Below are 21,013 nucleotides of genomic sequence, written 5' to 3'. Positions count from 1 at the left end.
CACTTTCCGCTTCCGCAAAGCTGATCTGCCGCTTCATCGTCGATCGTCCGTCCCGTGAATTTCTTCTACAACGCCCTCGACCACATCTGCGATGACGGTCGCACCAAATAAATCAGTGTTTCCTTAGGCCTCGACTGTCCAGGAACCGATGGGGTAAAACCTTCGTCAACTTCAGTCCAGCGATGAGTGCCAAGGCGGGGAAAGCAATTCGTCAAGAGGTCAGGAATTGGAATCTGCAAAATCGCAGTGACAAGTCCCTGTTCGACTTGGCGCATATGTTCAACGCCAAAATCAGAGGGTGGGTCAATTATTACGGTGCGTTCTACAAGTCCGAACTGTACCCCACGCTCAGGCAGATCGATCGCAAACTCGTGTTGTGGCTGACTCGCAAACATAAGCGTCTTCACGGGCATCGCCGACGAGCCAGTCACTGGCTCGCACGCGTTGCACGGAAGGAAACGCATCTGTTCGCGCATTGGTCGCTGTTATGGGGACAGGCTTCAATGGGAAGAGCCGGATGAGCGGAGACGTTCACGTCCGGTTCCGTGAGCGCCTCGGGGGGAAGTTCCCCGGGGCGACTCGACTTATTGTGACCGGTATGTCGAAAGAAGTGCTCGAATTCGAGGTGTTTCCGGCGCTCAGGCAGTTTATGGCCGCTCAAGATCTGGAGCGCTCGGAAGAGAAGACCCGGATCACGAACATTGCAGACGGTTTCGATTTTCTTGGCCAGAACGTGCGCAAGTACGACGGCTACTGGCCCAGCGCCTGCCCGCGTTGCCCGCTCAAGGAACGATGTCACCCAGCGACTACCGGCGCATTCGACGATGGGAACATGAGCATATAGTTGAGGCCATGCAGCGTCGGCTAGAGCGCAAGCCTGACGCGATGACCATCCGCAGAAGCACTGTCGAACATGTCTTCGGCACGCTGAAGCACCGGATTGGGGGCCACACTTCCTGACCCGAACGCTCGGACGGGTCAGCACCGAAATGAGTCTACAGGTGTTGGCCTACAACCTGAAGCGCGTCGTGAAGATACTTGGGGTTGCCAAAACAATAGAGGTAGTGAGGATGGCTGGCACCTAGAGCCCGGAGGGCTTTTTTTTTGCACTTGAAACGTTACGCTAACGCAGCCATGACTTACCAAACCAGATTAATCGGACCGATAGGCTCGGATGTGACGATCTGAAAACAGTTTCCATACGTCCTTGGCCAGTTCAAGACGGACATTTTGTCGCCCGACACGGAAGCGCTTCTTGTGCCAAATATCCCGCTGCGCCGGGCGGGCACGCCCGAAGCGGTCGCAAAGATAGATCATCTTCGTCCTATGCTCGGATGCGGCGAGTTATCTCACGGGCACCGAGGCAGCAATCAATGATGGACGACACCTGTAATCGGCTACACCCGGAGTAGACAAATCGCAGTTGATTTGAGCGACATCAATAGAACTCGCGTTCCTAACGGAATCCACGCAGCGAAATCGCAAAAGCAGAAAATAAGTACATCAAGGCACTACAGTTTCACCGTCCTTCCATGAAAGGGCATTATCTTTTGAAGTCAGCCCGTGAAATTGGGCGCTAGATCGAGGATAATATGCAACACAATGCCCGCAAATCCGAACAAGGTGACGGGGAGCACGGTCCCCACAACGGGGACGTCGTCATGCTGCATATCGCTTCCGTACGCGAAAGGCCTAGCTCAAAGTCCGAGACGGACCACGCGGTCCCTATCGTGCAGTGGCACGAGAGCGTGCTTACCGGCATCTTCGAAATATCGAAGGTACTGACCGCCCCCTACCGGCTCGAAGTCACGTTGGCCAACGTCATCGATCTCCTGCAATCGTTTGTTCAGATGCGGCTCGGTATCGTCTCTCTCTTCGACGATGATGGCGTACCGGACATTACCGTTGGCGCGGACTGGAGCGAAGGCAGCGATGAGCACTACCGGATGCGCCTGCCGCAGAAGGCAATTGACCAGATCATGGCGACGGACAGGCCGCTCGTCGCCGAGAACATAGCGGTGCATTCGGGCTTCAGTGCCGCCGACATGGGCGTGCTCGGTGCCTCCGACAACGCGCGAGTGTCGTTCATTGGCGTCCCTATTCGCATCGACGCGAAAGTCGTAGGCACGCTGACCATCGACCGCATCCTGGACTATGGGTCGAACTTCCGGCTCGATTACGACGTGCGGCTGCTTACCATGGTCGCCAACCTGGTGGGGCAGACGGTGAAGCTGCATCGCTTTTTCAAGAGCGACCGCGAGCGACTGATGGCGGGGAAGGACGGGCTGCAAAAGCCATTGTCCGAGCTCAAGCACCCTGCAGGTGAGCGTAAGAAGTTTCAGATCGAGGGGATCATTGGCGACAGCCCGGCGCTGCGCGGGCTGCTCGCGAAGATCGCGGTGGTAGCCGAATCGAACAGCACAGTTCTGTTGCGCGGCGAATCCGGTACCGGGAAGGAGCTGGTCGCCAAGGCCGTTCACGAGCTGTCGCCGCGCGCCAAGCGGCCCTTCATCAAGCTCAATTGCGCGGCGCTCCATGAGACGGTGCTGGAATCCGAATTGTTCGGTCATGAGAAGGGTGCCTTTACCAGCGCCTTCAATTCGCGCAAGGGGCGCTTCGAGCTCGCCGACAAGGGGACGCTGTTTCTGGACGAGATCGGCGAGATCTCGGCCTCGTTCCAGGCAAAGCTGCTGCGCGTCCTGCAGGAGCAAGAATTCGAGCGCGTCGGCAGCAACCAGACCATTAAGGTCGATGTTCGCGTGATTGCCGCCACGAATAAAAACCTGGAAGAGGCGGTGACAAGGAACGAGTTCCGCGCCGACCTTTATTATCGCCTCTGCGTGGTTCCCTTGCTGTTGCCGCCGTTGCGTGAAAGGCGCAGCGATATTCCGCTCCTCGCCGTTGAGTTTCTCGAGAATTTCAACAGCGAGAACGGCCGTACGCTGACCTTCGATGCGAGTGCGATTGAAGTATTGATGAACTGCGGTTTTCCCGGCAATGTCCGCGAGCTCGAGAATTGCGTGCAGCGGAGCGCGACCCTGGCGCCGGGACCAGCGATCGTGAGAAACGACTTTGCCTGCTGCCACGGCCAGTGCCTGTCCGCGATGCTGTGGAAGAGCCGATCGGACGAAATCGCGCCGCAGCCCGGGCGAATCGTACCAGTGCCCGTGAAGCCGGCTACGCCGCGGGCTGAGGCTGCTACGTCGGGCGCAGTTGCTGCGGTCCAGCCTGTCGGCAGCGAGCGGGCTCCGTTAGCGGCTGGCGGCGCAGTCCTCGGAAGTGATGCGAAGATGACCAACCGCGAGCGTCTCATCGCCGCCATGGAAAGATCCGGCTGGGTGCAGGCGAAGGCGGCGCGGCTGCTTGGACTGACGCCGCGCCAGATTGGCTACGCGCTGAGGAAATACGGTGTCGAGATCAAGCGTCTCTGAAAGGACTGTCGGACTTGCGGCGTGTCGGGGCCGCGACATCGCGACTGAGGCGAATGGCTCGGAGAAGTCAAATCTGGATTTGGCGCGGACCTTGGCACGATCACGATGGGAAGTGGCCCCCGTGTCGGTGCTATTTCGGTAAGCGTCGAGAACAGCACGTTCGACCTTAGGGGGCGGTCCGTATCTCGACTAAGGTGGTGCGAACGCGGCGCTGTCATCGCCGGTTCGTTGGCCATGTCGCGCTCAGCGCACGGTCGACTGCTGCCACGCCGCCGGCTGCCAGATTGTCGTCGGCCAACGATGCGATGGCGGGCTGTTTGGACATCGTGTGTCTCCTCAGACGGCCCGTTGCAGCAACGCTTCCACTACGGGCCGAGGCAGCCCGAATACGTGATCGCGACGGTATCGGGCGCCTGGCGTTTCTGCTGTTCCGCCCAGAAGGCCTTCAGCAGCGCGGTCGAGCCCTTGCCGCCCGGCGCCCCGCGGATGCGGCGGCGGCCGGTTCTCGGCGCAAGCAAACACATGTCGTTCTGGTCTGGCAATGACGATGTTCCTCAACCGAACTTGAACAGGATGCCGTGACCACCGCGCGGGTAGTCCCACTCGATATTCTGGTGGTCGGTACAGAGGATGCGGCAACTGCCGCATTCGAGGCAGCCGTCGGTGATCAGCGTCACCGCGCCGTTGCCTTCGGCCTTGTAGCACGAGGCCGGGCAGACGAAGGTGCAACTCTTCGCGCTGCATTCGCTCTGGCAGACGTCGGCATCCTTGATGTGGACGTGCGGCCGTCCCGCATCGACGCGATAACGGTTCTGGAACAGCTTTTCCTCTACGTTGACGGGTAGGGTGCTCATCGGAAGGCCCTCAGGAGTTTGTAGGCGTCGCCCACGATGCCGGAAAGCGAACGGGCTGTGCGGAAGCTCGAAAAAATCTCGCGCTCCTTGCTTTTCTTGTCCTTACCGTCGACCGTGATCATCGTGCGCGCGGCGCGCGCCATGAGGTCGGGGTAGGTCGTGAAGAACTGCGGATTCTGGTGCAGCACGGCCGGCATGTCGCGGTACTTGTGCAGGTCTTTCATCACGAAGCTCTGATCGAGCGCGGCCTTGTAGGCCTTGAGCGTGCCGGCGCGGTAGCCGTGGCCCGCGGCTTTCGCGTGGATCACCGTTTCGGCGGCGAGGCGTCCCGTGGTCATCGCAAGATTCGATCCTTCTCGGTGCGCGGCGTTCACGAAACCGCCTGAATCGCCAACGATCATCCAGCCGTTGCCGTAGACCTGCGGGATTGCGTGAAAACCGCCTTCGGGAATCAGATGCGCGCAATACTCCTTCATCTCGCCGCCCGCAATCAGCGGCGCGATCGACGGGTGCTGCTTCATCTTTTCGAGGAGCACGTAGGGGCTCGTGCGGTTGGGGTTTTTCTTGAAGTCGCTCAGCATGCAGCCCACGCCTATGGTGAGCGATTCCTTGTTGGTATAGAGGAAGCCAGTGCCCATCATGCCGTCGGTGATCCTGCCGACCATCTCGATCACGACGCCGTCGTCCTCGCCGACGTTGAAGCGCTGGCGGATCGTCTCCTCCGGCATGAAGAGAATCTCCTTGACGGCGAGCGCAACGTTGCCGGCCCCGATCTCTCCATGAAAGCCCGCCTTGCGCGCGAGCGTCGAATTCACGCCGTCGGCGAGCACCACCACGTCGGCATAGACATCGCCGTGCTCGCGGTCGCACTGCACGCCGACCACCACGTCGCCGTCCATGATCAGTTCCTTCACCGTGGTCTCGCAGAGCAGCAGTGCGCCGGCTTCGCGCACTTTCGATGAAAACCACTTGTCGAACTGCGCGCGGATGATCGTGTAGCGGTTATAGGGCGGCTTGTTGTAATCCTCGCTGCGCACATGTGTACCGACAAACGACGTATCGTCGAGCATCCACATCCGCTGCTCGATGATGTGGCGCTCCAGCGGCGCATCGTCGCGGAAGTCCGGGATGATCTCTTCGAGCGCCTTCGCGTACAGGATCGCACCCTGAACGTTTTTGCTGCCCGGATATTCGCCGCGCTCGATCTGCAGCACCTCCAGACCTGCCTTGGCCATCGTGTAAGCGGCAGCGTTGCCGGACGGACCGGCGCCGACCACAATCACATCGAACTGTGAAGGTTTTCTCATCGTGATTCTCCTCAGGCAGCCTGCTTGCGGCGCCGGGTCAAATGCTCCACAAAAGCCTGCTTCAGCGCGGGCAACACTTGCAACGCATTGCCGACAATCCCGTAGTGTGCGAAATCGAAGATGGGTGCGTTCGGGTCGGTGTTGATCGCCACGATCACGTCTGCGCTTTCCATGCCCACGCGGTGCTGGATCGCGCCGGATATGCCGGCGGCGATGTAGAGCTTGGGCCGCACCGTCTTGCCGGTCTGTCCCACCTGGCGCTCCCCCTCGACCCAGCCGGCCTGCACGCATGGCCGGGTCGCACCCACTTCGCCGCCGAGCACGTTCGCCAGATCGAACGCCAGCTGGAAGTTCTCCGGGCTCTTCAACCCCTTGCCGCCGCTCACAATCACATCGGCATAGGACAGGTTGATCCGGTTGCTGCTCGCATCCGGGATAAAGTCGAGCAGCCTCGTGACGATGTCCGTCTCGATCATCCCCAGCGTTCCATGGACGATGTTGCCGGTGCGTTCGGCGTCGCGCAGCGGCATCGGCATCGGCATCACGCGCGGGCGCACCGTCGCCATCTGCGGACGGTACGCGAGCGTCATGATCGTGCACAACAGCGAGCCGCCGAAGGTGGGGCGCGTCGCCGCCAGCGCACGCGACGCGGGATCGATGTTGAGTTCGGTGCAATCGGCGGTCAGCCCGGTCAGCAGGGTCGTCGCTACGGAGCCGGCGAGGTCGCGGCCCATCGACGTCGCGCCCAGCAGCAGGATCTCGGGCTGATGCCGGTTGACGAGGTCGGTCAGCCCTTTCGTGAACGGCTCGTTGCGATAGCCTTGCAAGACCGGGTCGTGGACGATGTACGCATCGTCCGCGCCGTAAGTGAAGGCTTCTGCGGCGAACTGTTCGAGCGGTTCATTTGCGCCACCGAGCACCGCGATGCCCACTCGGCTGCCGAGCGTGTCGGCCAATTTGCGCGCTTCACCGAGCAGTTCCCACGAGACGCTGTGCACGTGTCCACGGTCGTGCTCGATAAAGACCCAGACGCCTTTGTAGGCCTTCAGGTGTTTCGGCAGTTCGAGATTGCGTCCTGCGCGGCCGGCGGGTTTCTTCGCGGGGGCGGCGGGTGTGTTCATGAACCCTCCTTCATCAGCAGGTCAGCTTCCAGGGTAGGATGGCGCGCGAAGATCTTTTGCAGCAGGTTCACCGACACGTCGCAAAGACTCGATGCGTCGAGGTCGAGCATCTCCGCTTTCTCGCTGCGCGGCGTCGGTCCAAAGACTTTGCTGACCACTGTCGGCGAGCCCTTCAGGCCGATCTTGCTGAGATCTTCGATGCCGGCCTGTTCGCAGTTCCATTTGTGCACCGGATAGCCGGCCGCATGAATCATCGCGGGCAGCGTCGCAAAGCGCAGTTCGTTGGTGTTCTCCAGCATTGTGATCAGGCACGGCAGCGCAGTCCTGAGCACGTGCACGCCGCCCTCGGCGCGGCGCTCGACGGTGATCGTGCGCGCATCGAGAGCGGTCTCGACGATGCGCGACACGTAGGTCAGCAGTTGCAGCCCGAGGCGTTTGGCGATACCGGGGCCGACTTGCGCGGTGTCGCCGTCGATCGTCTGCTTGCCAGTGAACACGATGTCCACCGCCTGCTCCTTCGCGATCTGCTGGATACCCGCTGCCAGCGCGTACGACGTAGCGAGCGTATCCGCGCCGGCGAATGCACGGTCGGTGAGCAGCACGGCGTCGTCCGCGCCGAAGCTGATGCACTTGCGCAGCGCTTCCTCGGCCTGCGGCGGGCCCATGCAAAGCAACGTGACCTTGCCGCCGAAGCGGTCCTTCAGTCGCAGCGCCTCTTCGAGTGAAAACAGGTCATACGGGTTGACGATCGCCGGAACACCCTGGCGCATGATCGTGTTGGTGACCGGATGAACGCGGATCTGCGTCGAGTCCGGGACCTGCTTGATGCAGACGACAATGTGCATGGTCTTAACGATGTGCATGGTCTTGCTCCACCTGTCAGGCAAGGGTGCGCGCGGGCAGCGACGCGCGCAGACTGTCGAGTGAAACGTGCTGCCGCCCATTTGTGTCCCGGAACACCTTGAACACTTTTTCCTGCGCCGGCGTGGAGGTGACGAAGTCGCCGTAAGCCTTCAGCAGCAGCGCGTGATATGACGCGAACAGGGCGGGTTCGTCGCCTTCCGGCAGCGCGTCGTGTTGCTGGATGTACTGAAAGAAGCGCTTGAGGATGTGCAGTCGACTCACGTTGACGACCTTCTGGTCGAACGGAATGCCGAAGAACTGCAGGAAGTCCTCGGCTGAGGACAGCGCCTTGAGTTGCTGGACAAAGCTTTCCATCGCGTTTACTCCTTGCAAGCGGATGAGGATCGGTGTGGACAGAACGTCGGCTCGGCGAACTACTTGTCGCAGGCGCCGCTGGTGGCGCACGGCGCCGTCGTGCCCGACTGTTCGGGTTTCGCGACGCACCTCGTGAAGCCGACCACAACGCCGCTCATGACAATTCTCCGACGGTGTGGCGCAACTCGATCAGGAAGCGATACAGGTCGGCGGCGCTGGGCGTTTGCTTGTGCTGGGCGGCATGGTGGCGGATACGGGTCAGCAGCAGCACGAGCAGCTTTTCACTGACGGCCAGGCCGAGCGCGTCATAAGCCCGGCGCACGCTTTGCGAACCCGAATGCTTGCCGAGCACGACCGAGCGTTCGCGACCGAGTTCGGCGGGATCGAAGCTTTCGTAGGTCGATGCATTCTTCGCGAGCCCGTCTGTGTGGATGCCGGACTCGTGCGTGAATACGCTGGCGCCGACAATGCTTTTGTTAAGCGCGACCGGGCGTCCTGAAGCCCGTTCGACAAGCCGCGAGATGCTCAATAGCGCGGTCGTGTCGACGCCGGTGTTGCGACCCATGATATGGCGCACGCCCATCACGATCTCCTCCAGCGCGGCATTTCCGGCGCGTTCGCCGAGACCATTGACAGTGGTGTTGGCGTGGGTTGCGCCGGCGCGCAGTGCGGCAAGGGTGTTCGCGGTCGCGAGCCCGAGGTCGTTGTGCGCGTGGATTTCGATTTCCAGATCGACCGCGTCGTGCAATCGCGCAATCGCTTCATAGGTCGAAAAAGGATCGAGGACGCCGAGCGTGTCCGCAAAGCGGATGCGTTGCGCACCGCACTGTTGCGCGTGCCGCGCCACGTCGGCAAGGAACGAGGGGTCCGCGCGCGAGGCATCCTCCGCGCCCAGCGAAACCTTGCGGCCGCTTTTGACGGCGGCGCTGATCACGCGATTCACCTGCGCGAGCACCCACGAGCGCGGCTGGCGCAATTTGTGTTGAAGTTGGATATCGGACACGGGAATCGACAGGTGAATGATGTCGGGATTGCAGCACAAGGCCGACGCCAGGTCCGCGTCGGTGAGACGGCCCCAGACCATTAGATCGGCGTCGAGATTCAGCGCGACGATGGTCTGCATGCAATCGATTTCCTCGGCACCCATCGCGGGGATACCGATTTCCAGTTCGGGTACGCCGGCGCTTGAGAGCGCCTCGGCAATCGCGCATTTTTCGGCAACCGTGAATGCGACGCCAGCGGTCTGTTCGCCGTCGCGCAGTGTGGTGTCGTTGATGATCGGATTCGACACGGGAAGTTGTCCTTTAGGCATTTGAACATACGGTTTGCAAGTACTGCGCCATGCACGCTTAGTGCGAATAGCCGCTTGCCGCGGGGCTTTCCGGTGTTCGCTGGCGCTGTGATGAAGCGGTTCCAACGAAGACCTGTCGCGAATGTCCTGTTTCGAACAGCCAGGTGTAGCGATGAACACGGTGCTGCAGAAAGCGATGCGCGATGCGATGGGCGTGGTCAGCCAGGACGTGCGGACGCGGCGATGACCGCTATGGCGCTTGAAGAGGCCGCACAGCGCTAAGGACGCATGCCCTCAATGCTCACGCGCGAGCTCGCGCGTATGTGGCGGCAGTTCGATCGTCAGGTCGGCGTCGCGCAGCTTTACGCAGCACGCGAGACGCGATTGCACGTCAAGGCCCCACGCATTGTCGAACTGGTTGTTCTCCTCGTCTTCGGGAGGCGCCAGTCAGTGAGATTTTCCTGATTGCCTCACACGGAAAACGAACTGCCGCAGCCACAGGTGCTCTGCGAATTGGGGTTGTGAATGACGAAGCGCGAACCTTCCAGGCTGTCTTCGTAGTCGACGCGCGCGCCGGGCAGGTATTGCTGGCTCATCGAATCGACCAGCAGCGTGACGCCGTCCGTGACGGTCTGCATGTCGTCGTCCGCCACCTGGTCGTCGAACGCGAAGCCGTACTGCAAGCCCGAACAGCCGCCGCCGGACACGTACAGCCGCAGCTTCAGGTTGGGATTGCCTTCTTCCTCGATCAGCGAGGCCACTTTCGCAGCGGCCTGAGGCGTGAATTCGAGTAGGCCGGGCATGACGCCGGGTGTGGCGGAAGCCGGTTGGGTGAGCGTTTCCATGGAGGTTCCTCTCAGGCTTGAATGGACTCACTTCGGGTTAGACGAGCAGGTCGGTTGCTCGGCGAGTTACAGGTCGTCGGCTGCTGCGCCTCGAATCGTCTGGCGCGAGCGAAAGTCAGACACGACCGCCTTGATCGCGTCCTCGGCGCGAGAATCGAGCAGTGGATCTCGACCGGCGGCAATGGCAGTTCCTCGACGATCTGATGCGTGCACAACGTCCCCGAGCGCATGCCGCGCTCGTGGACGCCGCCGTGCATTTGGCGCGCGATCCGCATGCGCGGCCGGAGCTCCACGAGGTCCAGACAATCTCGTGCGGGTCCCCGTTGACGAGCGAGCTGACCTGCTCGCGGGCCAGTTCCACCGCTTCTTCGCCGACCCAGCCGTAGGCATGCGAACGGCTGGCGGGATTGCCGTACATCTCGGTCAGGTAAGGCAGCATGCGTCTGATCACGCGCGGATCGACCGGCGTGGTGGCGGCATGACCCACATGCACCGGGTTGGCGCCGCGCGGATGGAGGCCGGTACCGACGCGTTGGAAATCCGACATTGCAGGCTCCTGAAAGCGGGGTAATGCGACCTTCAGGGCAACTTCCATGCCAATGGATTTTCACGCTCTAGTGGCCTCTTTCATCTGGGCCCCTGTTGTTTCGCTGTTGTTTTTGTGTCGATGCGCCCGACGAGTGAGGATTGCCGCCGTTCTTTTTGTCGGATTTGTCGTTACGCGCGCTGGATTGACATGCGCGATGGCTGAATCGTCAGGCGTAGAAATGCGCTTACTTCAAACGCTGTGCTTTGGGTCGATCGTGCGCCTTGAGCTGGTACATCGAAAGCGCGCAGCGCACGAAGGGGAAGTCAACGGTGAACATTCAGGCAAGCGTTGGACGGCGTCTACGAGGTGAGCAAGACGCTGGTTTCGTCGCTCGATGTGGCGAAAGCCTTGCGCGAGTCCCTGAACTATCTTGTGCAGACGATGGAGTGGCGGCGCGCCTTTGTGGTGCTGGCCGAACCGGACGGGCAACTGCGCGGCCTGAGCGCTACGGGTCTTTCGCGTGACGAGCAGCAGCGGACGACCGCACGTTCGCGACATCGCAAGCCGGGGAAGCCGGAGGGTGAACGCGAACGATTGATCTGGTTTGTGCGGGTCCATCTCGCTGGTTCGGAACATGCTGTCCGGGTCGTGTGAGATTTGTCGCAACACCGACACGACGCAACGAAATTGTAGGGATACGTCGCGCGCCGGGATCAAACAGAACTGCGAAATATATCCTAACCCGTTGATTCCTGGCGTTCTTGTCGAGTGGCATGGATCTGGCTCTATGGCTTTCGCGCGGCCGCCGTTGGTTGCGAGGAGATATGCATGCAAGCGAGTTCAAATGCGAGCGACTTGCCCGCAGCGGCCTATATCAGCATCGGGCAGATTAAACCGCTCGGCGTGAAGATCGAAGACCCGTCCACCGGTGGCGGCTGCGGCACGCACGGTGGCGAGGGTAAGGCCAGCTGCGGAGCGTCGGGTAGTCTCGACGACATGCCGCCGGACATCTGGGAGAAGGTCAAGAATCACCCATGCTACTCGGAAGAAGCCCATCATCACTATGCGCGCATGCATGTGGCGGTGGCGCCGGCTTGCAACGTCCAGTGCAACTACTGCAACCGCAAATACGACTGCGCGAACGAGTCGCGTCCCGGCGTGGTCTCTCAGAAGCTAACGCCGCAACAGGCAGTGAAGAAGGTCGTGGCGGTCGCAAGCGAGATTCCCCAGATGACGGTGCTTGGCATCGCCGGTCCCGGTGATTCGCTGGCGAGCCCGAAGAAGACCTTCGAGACGTTCCGGATGCTGCAGGAACAGGCGCCGGACATCAAGCTGTGCCTGTCGACCAATGGCTTGGCGTTGCCCGACCTCGTGGACGAAATCTGCAAGTACAACATCGACCACGTGACAATCACCATCAACATGGTCGACCCGGCGGTGGGCGAGAAAATCTATCCGTGGATTTTCTGGAAGCACAAGCGCGTGACCGGTTACGAAGCAGCCCGCATCCTTCATGACCGGCAGATGCAGGGTCTCGAGATGCTCACCGCACGCGGCGTGCTGACCAAGATCAACTCGGTGCTGATTCCCGGCATCAACGAGGAGCACCTGATCGAGGTCAACCGCGACGTCAAGAAACGCGGCGCGTTCCTGCATAACATCATGCCGCTGATCTCGGAGCCCGAGCACGGCACTCACTTTGGCCTGAACGGCCAGCGCGGACCGACTGCGCAGGAACTCAAGGCCGTGCAGGACGCCTGCATGGGCGGCGCCAACCTGATGCGTCATTGCCGCCAGTGCCGCGCGGATGCGGTTGGCCTGCTGGGCGAGGACCGCAGCGAGGATTTCACGCTCGACAAGATCGAGCGGATGGAAGTGGTCTACGACCTCGACCGCCGCCGTGAATACCAGCAGCGCGTCGAAGCCGAGCGTCAGGCGCAGCACGACGCGAAGCAGGAAGCGCTGGCTGTCTCTCGCGAGATCGAGGTCGCCGACGACATGAAGGTGCTGGTCGCGGTCGCAACGAAGGGCGGCGGCCGGATCAACGAGCACTTCGGCCACGTCACGGAGTTTCAGATCTTCGATGTCTCGGCAGCCGAAGCGCTGTTCGTCGGCCATCGCCGGGTGGACCTGTATTGCCTGGGCGGTTACGGCGACGACGAGCAACTACCGTCGGTCGTGCGCGCGCTCGACGACTGCCACGCGGTGCTGGTCGCGAAGATCGGCGCCTGCCCGAAAGACGAACTGGCGCAAGCGGGCATCGAGCCGGTCGATCAGTACGTCGGCGAATTTATCGAAAAAGCGGTGCTTGCCTGGTTCAACGACTACCGCAGTCGCATCGCCAGCGGCGCCATCGTGCACCGGGACCGCGGCGATGCTTCGATCCGCCAGGGTGCTTACACCTCGTCAGCCTCAGCGGCGTGACACCCCACACCCTTCCAGACAGGACAACAGGAGAGCCTCCATGCCTCTGAAGATTATCGCGTCCACCTGTACGGGATGCTCGGCCTGCGAACCGGAATGCCCCAATGTCGCGATCAGCGACAAAGGCGGCGTGTTCGCGATCGACCCCAAGAAATGTACCGAATGCGAAGGCCACTTCGACGACCCGCAGTGCGTCGCCGTCTGTCCCGTGGACGGCTGCATCGTTCAGGTTTGAGTCTGGCTCGCGGCCGGGCCGGCCATTCATCCATCAGGAGACTACGCATCATGCTGTCCAACGTAACCGTTACGAGCGCCGCCGAGAAGTTCATGCGTCGTATCGTGCGCTTTTCGGGCCTGCCGGCTGGGGCCGGCTTTCGTCTGGTGGTGAGCGCCGGCGGCTGTTCCGGCTATACCGCGGAATTCACCGCCGAGCCGGCGCTGCAACCAGGCGAACAGGAACTCGACATCAACGGCCTGCGCGTATTCCTGCCGGCTGAGAGCCGGCTGATGCTCGAAGGCATAACGATCGATTTCGCCGACACGCCAACCCAGTCCGGCTTGACCTTCTTCAATCCGAACCAGGCCGCTTGTGGTTGCAGCAGCAGTGCGGAATCGGCGCCGCCGGGCGTGGCGACCATCGATATCAGCGCGATTGGCCGCGGGCGGCCGCCGCTGCCGCGTCAGATCTCCTGAAGAGGAGCGATGGCGATGGAGTCCGGCGACCGTGCCCTCGACGACGCAATGACCGCGTTTGCGCAGAGCGCGATTGGCGGCGGCTTGCCGTCGGGCGTCAATGCATTGATCGCCGAGGCGGGTCGGTTGCGCGAGCGCCCCGACGAGGCGCTCGCGCTGTTGCAACGCGCCCGCGCCGCCGCGCCGCGCCATCCGGTGCCGTTGATCGCGCTGTACCGCTTTTACTTCTACGGCCATCAATTGGCGCAGGCGCGTGCGATCGGCGAAGACGCGCTGGCGGTCGCCCGCACCGCGCTGGGCTCAGATCTCGGCGACGAACCGCTTGCGGCCGCGATCGTGACCACGCGTTATGACGCGGCCGCGCGTTTTTATCTGTTCACGCTGAAGGGCCTCGCGTACCTCAACATGCGTCTCGGCGACTTTGAAGAAGCGCGCATGCGACTGCGCGAATTGCGCCGGCTCGATCCCGAAGACCGGGTGGGAGGCGCGCTGCTTTCGCAGGTCTTGGATCGTCATGAGACTGGCGTCGGGTCCGACGATGCAATGGATGCGCTGAGTGCGTATCCGACGCGCGGCTGGACGGGGACGCAACCATGAGCGTACAAAACGTGCGCGTACCAGGCGGCGACATTGCATTGCGCCACTGCCAGGGCGGCCCGCTCGACTGCGCCGGCTGCGGCTACGTGCGGTTCCGCGAGTTGCCGGCGGAGCACGGTTGCGGGCCAGGTCACGCGTGCATGCAGGATGCGTGCGCGCGCCGCATCGAGCGCTTCTTTCACTGGCATCCTGAACTGGCCAACGAGCAGCTTGCGCATGTCTGCCCGCGACGCTGCTATCGCGCCTCGCGTTCGATCCCGATTGGCGAGTGCGCTGGCAAGTCGCGCGGCGCGCCGCTGGCGAAATCGTGGCGTCGCTGCTGGATGACGCGGACGAAGAGGTGCGCGCGCTCGCGCGGCAGCGCCGGGCAGTCGGGCGAGGTCGCTAACCTGATGACCACCGGACAGACGCAACGATCAGCAGGAGTGAAGCATGGCTGACATCAACCGCGACGACGACCTGCTCGAGGTCGCGTTTCCCCCGCGCTTCAACTACGGCGAGCGCGTGATCGCACGCGCGGTGATCCGCAACGACGGCACCTACAACGGCAAGGACATCGGCGAAGTGCTGGTGAACAAGGGCGAGGTTGGCTACGTCACCAGCATCGACACCTTCCTTCAGCAGTTCTATATCTACGCGGTGTATTTCGTCGAGAGCGGCCACCGTGTCGGCATGCGCGCGAAAGAGCTATGCACGCTCGACAACCTGCCGGACGACGTGCTGCAAGGCTTGGGCGAGCGGGCCGAAGCGCTGCACAAGATCGGCACGCGGGTCCAGCCGGAAACGTCGCAACCGCAGGAGCCGCCAGCATGAGTATCGAACCGGTTCAGCCTGCTTATCAGTGGGGCATGCGCGTGATCGCGCTGGATGACCTGTGCAACGACGGCAGCTTTCCGGAGCGCGGCCAGGACGATTGTCTGGCCGAGGCGGGTACGGTCGGCGAAATCGTCAACGTCGGGCAGGTGGTTGAGAGCGGCGAGCCGGTCTATCTGGTGGAGTTCGGCAACTGTGTCGTCGGATGCACGGAGAATGAAATTGCGCCCGCACCCGCCGGCCTGCTACCCGAAGAAGGAGCCAAGTCATGACGGTTCAGGCGAGCGCGCCAGAAGCGGCGCTGCCGCGCGACGGTTTGCGCGCGGGCCGCCCGTTCGACCTGACCCAGCGCCAGATCGAGCAAGCGTTGCGCGAGCGTACCCGCTACCGCTATGTGCTGCCGCGCGTGCTGCGCGATGGGCAGGGGTTCCGTGTCGAGAGCCCGTGCTGCTCCCGCAATGTCGACGCGAATGGCGGGCTGATCGACATAGCCTGGCTCACGCGCGATGAAGACGGTATGTGGCACCTGAGCGCGCGCGATCATGCGTCGCACCGATGGATGCCCCAGCATGAGAGCACCGACCTGGCCGAGCTGCTGGACACGCTGTGCATCGATCGCGAATGCGTGTTCTGGCCGTGAAGCAAACTAACGGAGCCGGGCGACGATCTATCCCGACCACAACGCGACCATGCCGCCAGCCTCCGCCGTGGCAGGCGATGCTGTCCATCCTGACGGATGTGTGGGGCAACGCGTCGTCGCAGCATGCCGTCGGGCAGCAGGCGAAGGGCACGCTCGCTGCGGCCCGCGCGACGATCGCGCGAGCGCTCGGTTGCAAGCCCGCAGAGTTGATCTTCGCCAGCGGCGCCACCGAAGCCAATCACCTGGCCGTGTGCGGGCTGCACGCGGCGGCGCCGGAGGGCCGGCACTGTGGCGTATTCAGCGCGATCGAACATGCGGCGCACCTGAAGCTGGCGCGTGCGCTGGCTGCACACTGCTGGAGGAAGCAGCGCATCCCGCTTGAACCTGGTTTGAACCTGTCATCGATCTCCGGAGTCCGCAACCATGAAAGTCATGATCCGCAAGGACAGCAAGGGCGCGCTGAGCGCCTACGTGCCAAAGAAGGACCTGGAAGAGCCCATTGTCGCGATCGCGCAGCCCGGGATGTGGGGCGGTCTCGTCACGCTCGCGAACGGCTGGCAACTCGAATTGCCCGCGATGGCCGACGATACGCCACTGCCCATCACGGTCGAAGCGCGGCGCATTGCTGGCGTGGAGGAGTGAGATGAGCCTGAACGCCGAGCAATTGGACTTCGCGGCGGACCTGCTCCGCACGGCACCGACGCTACGCGACGCTGCCGCGCAATGGCACGAACGTTATCCCGAGGTGCGCACAATGCATGTCAGCGCAACGGTGATGCGCGACGAGACAGCAGCGCTCCGGTTCGGTGTGCGCAGTATCTATTTCGCGATATCGGCCGGGTATTACAGGACCATCACGCAGCGGCCTGAAGAGGCCGATGCGTTGATCCTGACCGAGGACAAGGCGCATGGAAATCGATGAGATCGCGTTGAGCGAACCGGCTTGCGCGGCGCGCGAGATCGATCTCGTCAACGCGGTGCTGCAATCCTCGCGTTGGAGCGACGGGCCGATGCTTGATTCGTTCGAGCGCGCGTTTGCGGGCTGGGTTGGCCGGGAGTATGCGGTCGCGGTCGCGAGCGGCACGCTCGCCACCTGGATTGCGTTGCGCGCGACGGGGATCGGCGCGGGAGACGAGGTGGTCTGCGCGTCGCACACCTGGCATCAGGTGGCGCAGGCAATCACGCTGGCGGGAGCCGTGCCGGTGTTCGCCGACATCGACTACTGGAGCGGTTGTCTGAGCGCCGAAAAAGCCGCGCAGAAGATCGGCCCTCGCACGCGCGCGATCCTCGCCGGCAATACCAACGGCCACCCGGCCGCGTGGGCGCTGCTGCGCGAACTGGCCGACGCGCAGCGCTTGCGGCTGATCGAAGACAGTACTGAGGCGTTGGGCTCGCGCTACCGGGGCCGCAACGTCGGCTGTTTCGGCGACGTATCAGTGTTCGACTTCTCCAGCCCGTCCGCGCTGTGCACAGGAGCGGGCGGCATGCTCGTCACCGACGATGACGAACTCGTCCATGAACTGCGCTATCTGCGCGAGCGGCGCGTCACGGACCGCGCGTCCGTCTCGGTCGGCTCGCGGGTGCCGCTGCAGGCGGGCATCAGTGATCTGACCGCCGCGCTCGGTCTCGCGCAACTGGCCGAACTCGACACGCGCCTCGCGCAGCGAAAGCAGGTCGAGACCTGGTATCACGAAGAGATGCAAAGCTTCGAAGGGATCAAGCCGGCCTACGTGGCCGAGGACGTCGAAGAAGTGCACTGGATGCTCTATGTTGTGCATTTGGGCAAGCGTTTTACGCAGAGCGCGCGCGCCCAGATGATCGACGACATGAAATCTTGCGGCATTGAGACGGTGGCCTACAGCCATCCGCTGCATCAGCAGTTCCACTACATGAACGCGGGCGATGCGATCGGCCGCAAGAGCGGCCTGTTGCCCGACACCGAGCGCATCGGCGATCGCGCGCTGGCGCTGCCGCTGCACACGCTACTCGACACCGACCAGGTCAAGTACATCGTCAAGACGCTGAAAGACACCGCGACCAACGTGGGCGCCGGCGCTGCCATTTATCTGTGAGGCGCACTGCATGACCGTTTCAGTCCAGACCATCGCCGAACGCCTGTGTGCGGGCGGGGTCATTCCGTACCTGGGACCGGCGCTGCTCGCGCTGTGCCCCGATACGGCCGTCCCTGCCACGCCGCTCGCGCTCGCCGAAATCATCACGGCCAAGGTCAGCGTGCTGCACAAGATCCGCACCCGGCTGACCCAGGCGGCGCAGTTCATCGAAAACTTCAAGCATCGCAAGTCGCTGGTGAGCGTCATGAATGAGGCCTTCGCCGTGACGCCGACGCCGTCGGCACTGCATTGCGCGCTGGCGGGCGATCGGCGCCGGGCTGGTTGTCGACAGCTGGTCCGACGACACCTTCGCCTGCGCGCTGGCGCAGGCGCGGCCGCAGGGCGGCTGGGCGCAGTTGCAGGGGCTGTCGCAGGCCGAGCATTTCGGCCATTGGTTCGCGGCCTATAGCGCAGACGGCGCGTTGCTGGATCACGTGCCGGCCTCGGGCGCGCTGCTCTACAAGCCGGCAGGACGTTTCCGTCATGGTCATCGAAGCGCGCGAGCGCGAGGGCGGCCGTGCTGACGCAATGTTGCGAAGCCACGCGTCGAGATACGGGCAGATGCCCTTCGCGCGTTCCAGCAGGCTGTCGGCGGTGGCCCGATCCAGCGTGCCGGCCATGAAGACGGTGAGACTGAGTGCCATCCCGTAGGCGTCCTCGAGGTTCATCTACATCGACAGCGCGATTCCCCGTTGGGCTCAGCGCAGCAGCTTGCGGCGCTCGGCCGGCGAATAGTTGCTGAGGTGCCCTTCGCGCGCCGCCTGACGCCGCGCGCGGGAGATGATCGCGCGGCTCTTGCCGGGCGAGGCCGGCGCGCTGACCTGCTTGTCCAGCGCGGTGCCGCCGCATTGCGGGCAGACGGGCGTGTGGCCGGCGCGCACCAGCGTTTCGAATGCGTGGCCGCAGGCCGCGCAGCGGTAGTCGTACAGGGGCATAGTGACCAGATCTCCGTTTCAGGTGGATGGGGCGCAGCGGATCGCCCGTTGGTGCGAGCTGTGGTCTGTCATTGCGCGCTCGCTAGAACTTCATCCCGACGCCTATTCCCAGTACCAGTGGGTCGATGTCCAGCCGGCCCAACGAACTATCGGCGACCGAGGCGTCCGTGTGCATCCAGATCTTTTTGATATCCGCGTTGAGAAAGACGGTCTTCGTGATCTGCACGTCGACGCCAGCCTGCACCGCCGGACCGAAGCTGCTGCGTGACACCTGGATGCCTACGGGGCCCGCGCTCAGGCCGTCGTTGTAGAAGTACGTGTAGTTGACCCCCGCGCCGACATACGGTCGGATCATGCCAGCATGGTTGAAGTGATATTGCAGCAGCAGCGTCGGTGGCAGCACGTTCACGCCACCGAGATCGCCGAGGTCGGACGTCACGTGGTGCCGCGAGGTGGCGAGAATCAGCTCGATGCCGATCGCGTCGCGGATCATATAGGTCAGGTCCAACTCCGGCACGAGTGCGTTATTGACACCCACGCCGAGCGACGACAACGTGCCGCTGGTGTGTACTTCGGGCTGGATCGAGATGGCACGCAGACGCACGAGCACGTCACCGGCGTGGATCCCATCCGCCGGCACCTCGCCTGCCATCGTGCTTCCGTTCGCGCTTACGTCATCCGCGTATGCCAGCACTTCGAACAAACCGGTAGTGCACAGGCTTGCCACGATCATGACGGCCTTAATCATGTGCTTCATCGCTTTCCCCTTGTTGACGTATGCGGGGAATTGTCGACGCGCAAATCAGGGCTGCCCTTGCGCAGGATCAACCGGTCCCGACCCCGAAGTCAAGATGCGACACCGGGTCACGCGTAGGAATGTCGAGATAGCGGGAGCCTTGAGGCCGGACTATTGGCCTTCAACCGCATTGACTGGTACCCAAGATGTTTCTCGCACCCGGAGACACCGATTTCGCAGCCATTGCCGGACTGGCTGCAGCCGCCGAACGGCACGCAGATCACTCTGCTACTTCTGCGCATGCAACAAGGTCATTACGCAAGCTTCGGCGTACAGGACTTTGCTACCAACGTTCAGCAGGCTGTCAATCGCATCCAGCCACTCGATGTGGTGGAACGCGCACTCAGCGGCGCACTGCGTCAGTGCACCGCACCCCGCCGCTTTGTTCGTCCTTGATCGACATCAATCACAAAGCTGGCCGGTTGTCGGACCATGACACTGCGAGTGTGATGCCGCATGCGTCAAGCCAGCTTGAGGTCAAAAGTGCCACAACCCGGACTTAACCACTATGACAGACAGAAAAGCCTTAAGGAAACGGTCGATAGCCATCGTCACGACATTGAGCGCCTGTCTATCGGGATGTGGTCTGACTGTGCTTGATCCAAAAGGGAGCGTCGGCGCGGCCGAGAAGTCGCTGATCGCCACCGCCACGTGGGCGATGCTGATCGTCGTGATCCCGGTGATCCTGCTGACGCTGTTCTTCGCGTGGCGCTACCGTGCGTCGAACCGTCACGCGGTCTATGCACCCAAATGGGCGCACTCGACGGCGATCGAGATCGTCGTCTGGACGATCCCCGCCCTGATCATCCTGTACCTCGGTATCCTGACGTGGCGCACCACGCATGAGCTCGACCCGTACCGGCCGCTGCAGTCGAGCGTGAAGCCGATCGACGTCGAGGTGGTCGCGCTCGACTGGAAGTGGCTCTTCATCTACCCGGACCTCGGCATTGCGTCGGTGAACCAGCTCGCCGTGCCAGTCGATACGCCGGTGAATTTCCGGATCACGTCGGACTCGGTGATGAACTCATTCTTCATCCCGCAACTCGGCACCCAGGTGTATGCAATGGTCGGCATGCAGACCCGTCTGCACCTGATCGCGGATGCACCGGGAAATTTCGAAGGCATGTCCGCCAACTTCAGCGGCAAGGGATTCGCCGACATGAAGTTCCGCACGCTCGCGACGAGCGCCACCGACTTCGACGCATGGGTGCGGAAGGTCAAGGCTTCGCCGGACCGCCTGAGCATGGACGAATACGCCGAAGTCGCAAAGCCGAGCGAGAAGCAGTCGGTACGCTACTTCTCATCGATCGACCAGTACCTGTTCCGCAACATCGTTGCCCGATACAACAACGGCAACGTCACGGCCTTCCGCGACGCCGCCTGTCGCACGCAGACCACGGAGTAAGCC

General features: G+C 62.6%; 26 protein-coding genes and 5 pseudogenes. 19 read left to right on the top strand and 12 right to left on the bottom strand.

Annotation, left to right across the window (positions count from 1 at the left end; translation table 11 throughout):
• The first annotated feature begins 182 nt into the window (after window positions 1-182).
• The 3 genes and pseudogenes from F6X37_RS29520 (at window position 183) to nifA (ending at window position 3,431) form a co-directional block, all read left to right on the top strand.
• A complete protein-coding gene (locus tag F6X37_RS29520) occupies window positions 183-521 on the top strand; it encodes a group II intron maturase-specific domain-containing protein (protein ID WP_222944974.1) in 339 nt (112 codons plus the stop codon).
• 230 nt (window positions 522-751) lie between these two features.
• Window positions 752-1,085, top strand: a pseudogene (locus F6X37_RS38060) (transposase); the annotation flags it as partial.
• A gap of 507 nt (window positions 1,086-1,592) precedes the next feature.
• Window positions 1,593-3,431 carry a nif-specific transcriptional activator NifA gene (gene nifA / locus F6X37_RS29505; protein ID WP_187613739.1) on the top strand — a complete coding sequence of 613 codons (1,839 nt, stop codon included), beginning with the start codon at window positions 1,593-1,595 and terminating at the stop codon, window positions 3,429-3,431.
• A 365-nt stretch (window positions 3,432-3,796) separates the two neighbouring features.
• Here nifA and F6X37_RS29500 read toward each other — a convergent pair whose 3' ends face one another.
• The 10 genes and pseudogenes from F6X37_RS29500 to F6X37_RS29460 all read right to left on the bottom strand — a co-directional run.
• Window positions 3,797-3,973: a hypothetical protein gene (locus F6X37_RS29500; RefSeq protein ID WP_262420069.1), complete on the bottom strand. Its 177-nt coding sequence runs from the start codon at window positions 3,971-3,973 to the stop codon at window positions 3,797-3,799.
• A 12-nt stretch (window positions 3,974-3,985) separates the two neighbouring features.
• Window positions 3,986-4,285 (bottom strand): ferredoxin family protein, encoded by a 300-nt coding sequence (locus tag F6X37_RS29495; RefSeq protein WP_018423212.1) that lies wholly within the window; start codon window positions 4,283-4,285, stop codon window positions 3,986-3,988.
• Entirely contained in the window at window positions 4,282-5,592 is a 1,311-nt protein-coding gene (locus F6X37_RS29490; RefSeq protein ID WP_184062997.1) for an FAD-dependent oxidoreductase, read from the bottom strand. Before F6X37_RS29490 ends, F6X37_RS29495 begins: the two co-directional genes overlap by 4 nt.
• Before the next feature lie 11 nt (window positions 5,593-5,603).
• Window positions 5,604-6,713 carry an electron transfer flavoprotein subunit alpha/FixB family protein gene (locus F6X37_RS29485; protein WP_187613738.1) on the bottom strand — a complete coding sequence of 370 codons (1,110 nt, stop codon included), beginning with the start codon at window positions 6,711-6,713 and terminating at the stop codon, window positions 5,604-5,606.
• The gene (locus F6X37_RS29480; RefSeq protein WP_090811342.1) at window positions 6,710-7,558 is read right to left on the bottom strand and encodes an electron transfer flavoprotein subunit beta/FixA family protein; all 849 of its coding nucleotides are present in this window, start codon (window positions 7,556-7,558) and stop codon (window positions 6,710-6,712) included. The genes F6X37_RS29485 and F6X37_RS29480 overlap by 4 nt, the downstream gene beginning before the upstream one ends.
• A gap of 34 nt (window positions 7,559-7,592) precedes the next feature.
• A complete protein-coding gene (gene nifW / locus F6X37_RS29475; RefSeq protein WP_187613737.1) occupies window positions 7,593-7,931 on the bottom strand; it encodes a nitrogenase stabilizing/protective protein NifW in 339 nt (112 codons plus the stop codon).
• Between the two features lie 154 nt (window positions 7,932-8,085).
• Window positions 8,086-9,222 (bottom strand): homocitrate synthase, encoded by a 1,137-nt coding sequence (gene nifV / locus F6X37_RS29470; RefSeq protein WP_187613736.1) that lies wholly within the window; start codon window positions 9,220-9,222, stop codon window positions 8,086-8,088.
• A 294-nt stretch (window positions 9,223-9,516) separates the two neighbouring features.
• A pseudogene (locus F6X37_RS37240) lies at window positions 9,517-9,669 on the bottom strand (2Fe-2S ferredoxin); the annotation flags it as partial.
• A 23-nt stretch (window positions 9,670-9,692) separates the two neighbouring features.
• Window positions 9,693-10,067 (bottom strand): iron-sulfur cluster insertion protein ErpA, encoded by a 375-nt coding sequence (gene erpA / locus F6X37_RS29465; protein ID WP_187613735.1) that lies wholly within the window; start codon window positions 10,065-10,067, stop codon window positions 9,693-9,695.
• Window positions 10,068-10,359: 292 nt separating this feature from the next.
• A pseudogene (locus tag F6X37_RS29460) lies at window positions 10,360-10,614 on the bottom strand (aminotransferase class V-fold PLP-dependent enzyme); the annotation flags it as partial.
• Window positions 10,615-10,962: 348 nt separating this feature from the next.
• Between F6X37_RS29460 and F6X37_RS37705 the strand changes: the two are divergent.
• The 14 genes and pseudogenes from F6X37_RS37705 to F6X37_RS29390 all read left to right on the top strand — a co-directional run.
• Window positions 10,963-11,250, top strand: a complete 288-nt coding sequence (locus F6X37_RS37705) for a hypothetical protein (protein ID WP_316252008.1) — start codon at window positions 10,963-10,965, stop codon at window positions 11,248-11,250.
• 174 nt (window positions 11,251-11,424) lie between these two features.
• Window positions 11,425-13,020, top strand: a complete 1,596-nt coding sequence (gene nifB / locus F6X37_RS29450; RefSeq protein WP_187613734.1) for a nitrogenase cofactor biosynthesis protein NifB — start codon at window positions 11,425-11,427, stop codon at window positions 13,018-13,020.
• A 40-nt stretch (window positions 13,021-13,060) separates the two neighbouring features.
• Complete coding sequence (locus F6X37_RS29445; protein ID WP_090811334.1) at window positions 13,061-13,255, top strand: 4Fe-4S binding protein; 195 nt, start codon at window positions 13,061-13,063, stop codon at window positions 13,253-13,255.
• Window positions 13,256-13,305: 50 nt separating this feature from the next.
• A complete protein-coding gene (locus F6X37_RS29440) occupies window positions 13,306-13,713 on the top strand; it encodes a HesB/IscA family protein (RefSeq protein ID WP_187613733.1) in 408 nt (135 codons plus the stop codon).
• Between the two features lie 15 nt (window positions 13,714-13,728).
• Window positions 13,729-14,310: a hypothetical protein gene (locus tag F6X37_RS29435; protein WP_187613732.1), complete on the top strand. Its 582-nt coding sequence runs from the start codon at window positions 13,729-13,731 to the stop codon at window positions 14,308-14,310.
• Window positions 14,307-14,750 (top strand): 4Fe4S-binding leucine-rich repeat protein, encoded by a 444-nt coding sequence (locus F6X37_RS29430; RefSeq protein ID WP_262420068.1) that lies wholly within the window; start codon window positions 14,307-14,309, stop codon window positions 14,748-14,750. The genes F6X37_RS29435 and F6X37_RS29430 overlap by 4 nt, the downstream gene beginning before the upstream one ends.
• Entirely contained in the window at window positions 14,743-15,123 is a 381-nt protein-coding gene (locus F6X37_RS29425; protein ID WP_187613731.1) for a nitrogen fixation protein NifZ, read from the top strand. The genes F6X37_RS29430 and F6X37_RS29425 overlap by 8 nt, the downstream gene beginning before the upstream one ends.
• Entirely contained in the window at window positions 15,120-15,395 is a 276-nt protein-coding gene (locus F6X37_RS29420) for a nitrogen fixation protein NifZ (protein ID WP_184038081.1), read from the top strand. Before F6X37_RS29425 ends, F6X37_RS29420 begins: the two co-directional genes overlap by 4 nt.
• Window positions 15,392-15,763, top strand: a complete 372-nt coding sequence (locus F6X37_RS29415; protein ID WP_187613730.1) for a hypothetical protein — start codon at window positions 15,392-15,394, stop codon at window positions 15,761-15,763. Before F6X37_RS29420 ends, F6X37_RS29415 begins: the two co-directional genes overlap by 4 nt.
• Window positions 15,745-16,053: pseudogene (locus tag F6X37_RS29410) on the top strand (aminotransferase class V-fold PLP-dependent enzyme); the annotation flags it as partial. The gene F6X37_RS29415 and the pseudogene F6X37_RS29410, both read left to right, overlap by 19 nt.
• A 133-nt stretch (window positions 16,054-16,186) precedes the next feature.
• Complete coding sequence (nifT, locus tag F6X37_RS29405; RefSeq protein WP_187613729.1) at window positions 16,187-16,405, top strand: putative nitrogen fixation protein NifT; 219 nt, start codon at window positions 16,187-16,189, stop codon at window positions 16,403-16,405.
• Between the two features lies 1 nt (window position 16,406).
• Complete coding sequence (locus F6X37_RS29400) at window positions 16,407-16,685, top strand: hypothetical protein (protein ID WP_187613728.1); 279 nt, start codon at window positions 16,407-16,409, stop codon at window positions 16,683-16,685.
• Window positions 16,672-17,835 carry a DegT/DnrJ/EryC1/StrS family aminotransferase gene (locus F6X37_RS29395; protein WP_187613727.1) on the top strand — a complete coding sequence of 388 codons (1,164 nt, stop codon included), beginning with the start codon at window positions 16,672-16,674 and terminating at the stop codon, window positions 17,833-17,835. The genes F6X37_RS29400 and F6X37_RS29395 overlap by 14 nt, the downstream gene beginning before the upstream one ends.
• 10 nt (window positions 17,836-17,845) lie before the next feature.
• Window positions 17,846-18,374, top strand: a pseudogene (locus F6X37_RS29390) (SIR2 family protein); the annotation flags it as partial.
• Window positions 18,375-18,572: 198 nt separating this feature from the next.
• Here the strand turns inward: F6X37_RS29390 and F6X37_RS29385 are convergent.
• Together F6X37_RS29385 and F6X37_RS29380 are read right to left on the bottom strand one after the other, a co-directional pair.
• A complete protein-coding gene (locus F6X37_RS29385; RefSeq protein ID WP_090811320.1) occupies window positions 18,573-18,809 on the bottom strand; it encodes an FmdB family zinc ribbon protein in 237 nt (78 codons plus the stop codon).
• A gap of 82 nt (window positions 18,810-18,891) precedes the next feature.
• Window positions 18,892-19,566, bottom strand: a complete 675-nt coding sequence (locus tag F6X37_RS29380; RefSeq protein ID WP_187613726.1) for an OmpW/AlkL family protein — start codon at window positions 19,564-19,566, stop codon at window positions 18,892-18,894.
• A 153-nt stretch (window positions 19,567-19,719) separates the two neighbouring features.
• Here F6X37_RS29380 and F6X37_RS29375 point away from each other — a divergent pair, with 153 nt between their 5' ends.
• Both F6X37_RS29375 and cyoA read left to right on the top strand, forming a co-directional pair.
• Window positions 19,720-20,001 carry a hypothetical protein gene (locus F6X37_RS29375; RefSeq protein ID WP_187613745.1) on the top strand — a complete coding sequence of 94 codons (282 nt, stop codon included), beginning with the start codon at window positions 19,720-19,722 and terminating at the stop codon, window positions 19,999-20,001.
• Between the two features lie 112 nt (window positions 20,002-20,113).
• A complete protein-coding gene (gene cyoA / locus F6X37_RS29370; RefSeq protein ID WP_262420067.1) occupies window positions 20,114-21,010 on the top strand; it encodes a ubiquinol oxidase subunit II in 897 nt (298 codons plus the stop codon).
• The last annotated feature ends 3 nt before the right edge of the window (window positions 21,011-21,013 follow it).

It is taken from the genome of Paraburkholderia sp. 31.1, assembly GCF_014397645.1.
Lineage (GTDB): Bacteria > Pseudomonadota > Gammaproteobacteria > Burkholderiales > Burkholderiaceae > Paraburkholderia > Paraburkholderia tuberum.
Note: the sequence above shows the minus strand (reverse complement) of the source record. Positions and strands in the feature narration are given on the sequence as shown.

Excerpts from the sequence above, each read along its gene's own strand:
- F6X37_RS29520 (WP_222944974.1), top strand. The coding sequence starts at position 183 with ATGAGTGCCAAGGCGGGGAAAGCAATTCGTCAAGAGGTCAGGAATTGG.
- nifA (WP_187613739.1), top strand. The coding sequence starts at position 1,593 with ATGCAACACAATGCCCGCAAATCCGAACAAGGTGACGGGGAGCACGGT.
- F6X37_RS29495 (WP_018423212.1), bottom strand. The coding sequence starts at position 4,285 with ATGAGCACCCTACCCGTCAACGTAGAGGAAAAGCTGTTCCAGAACCGT.
- F6X37_RS29490 (WP_184062997.1), bottom strand. The coding sequence starts at position 5,592 with ATGAGAAAACCTTCACAGTTCGATGTGATTGTGGTCGGCGCCGGTCCG.
- F6X37_RS29485 (WP_187613738.1), bottom strand. The coding sequence starts at position 6,713 with ATGAACACACCCGCCGCCCCCGCGAAGAAACCCGCCGGCCGCGCAGGA.
- F6X37_RS29480 (WP_090811342.1), bottom strand. The coding sequence starts at position 7,558 with ATGCACATTGTCGTCTGCATCAAGCAGGTCCCGGACTCGACGCAGATC.
- nifW (WP_187613737.1), bottom strand. The coding sequence starts at position 7,931 with ATGGAAAGCTTTGTCCAGCAACTCAAGGCGCTGTCCTCAGCCGAGGAC.
- erpA (WP_187613735.1), bottom strand. The coding sequence starts at position 10,067 with ATGGAAACGCTCACCCAACCGGCTTCCGCCACACCCGGCGTCATGCCC.
- nifB (WP_187613734.1), top strand. The coding sequence starts at position 11,425 with ATGCAAGCGAGTTCAAATGCGAGCGACTTGCCCGCAGCGGCCTATATC.
- F6X37_RS29445 (WP_090811334.1), top strand. The coding sequence starts at position 13,061 with ATGCCTCTGAAGATTATCGCGTCCACCTGTACGGGATGCTCGGCCTGC.
- F6X37_RS29440 (WP_187613733.1), top strand. The coding sequence starts at position 13,306 with ATGCTGTCCAACGTAACCGTTACGAGCGCCGCCGAGAAGTTCATGCGT.
- F6X37_RS29435 (WP_187613732.1), top strand. The coding sequence starts at position 13,729 with ATGGAGTCCGGCGACCGTGCCCTCGACGACGCAATGACCGCGTTTGCG.
- F6X37_RS29430 (WP_262420068.1), top strand. The coding sequence starts at position 14,307 with ATGAGCGTACAAAACGTGCGCGTACCAGGCGGCGACATTGCATTGCGC.
- F6X37_RS29425 (WP_187613731.1), top strand. The coding sequence starts at position 14,743 with ATGGCTGACATCAACCGCGACGACGACCTGCTCGAGGTCGCGTTTCCC.
- F6X37_RS29420 (WP_184038081.1), top strand. The coding sequence starts at position 15,120 with ATGAGTATCGAACCGGTTCAGCCTGCTTATCAGTGGGGCATGCGCGTG.
- F6X37_RS29415 (WP_187613730.1), top strand. The coding sequence starts at position 15,392 with ATGACGGTTCAGGCGAGCGCGCCAGAAGCGGCGCTGCCGCGCGACGGT.
- nifT (WP_187613729.1), top strand. The coding sequence starts at position 16,187 with ATGAAAGTCATGATCCGCAAGGACAGCAAGGGCGCGCTGAGCGCCTAC.
- F6X37_RS29400 (WP_187613728.1), top strand. The coding sequence starts at position 16,407 with ATGAGCCTGAACGCCGAGCAATTGGACTTCGCGGCGGACCTGCTCCGC.
- F6X37_RS29395 (WP_187613727.1), top strand. The coding sequence starts at position 16,672 with ATGGAAATCGATGAGATCGCGTTGAGCGAACCGGCTTGCGCGGCGCGC.
- F6X37_RS29385 (WP_090811320.1), bottom strand. The coding sequence starts at position 18,809 with ATGCCCCTGTACGACTACCGCTGCGCGGCCTGCGGCCACGCATTCGAA.
- F6X37_RS29380 (WP_187613726.1), bottom strand. The coding sequence starts at position 19,566 with ATGAAGCACATGATTAAGGCCGTCATGATCGTGGCAAGCCTGTGCACT.
- cyoA (WP_262420067.1), top strand. The coding sequence starts at position 20,114 with ATGACAGACAGAAAAGCCTTAAGGAAACGGTCGATAGCCATCGTCACG.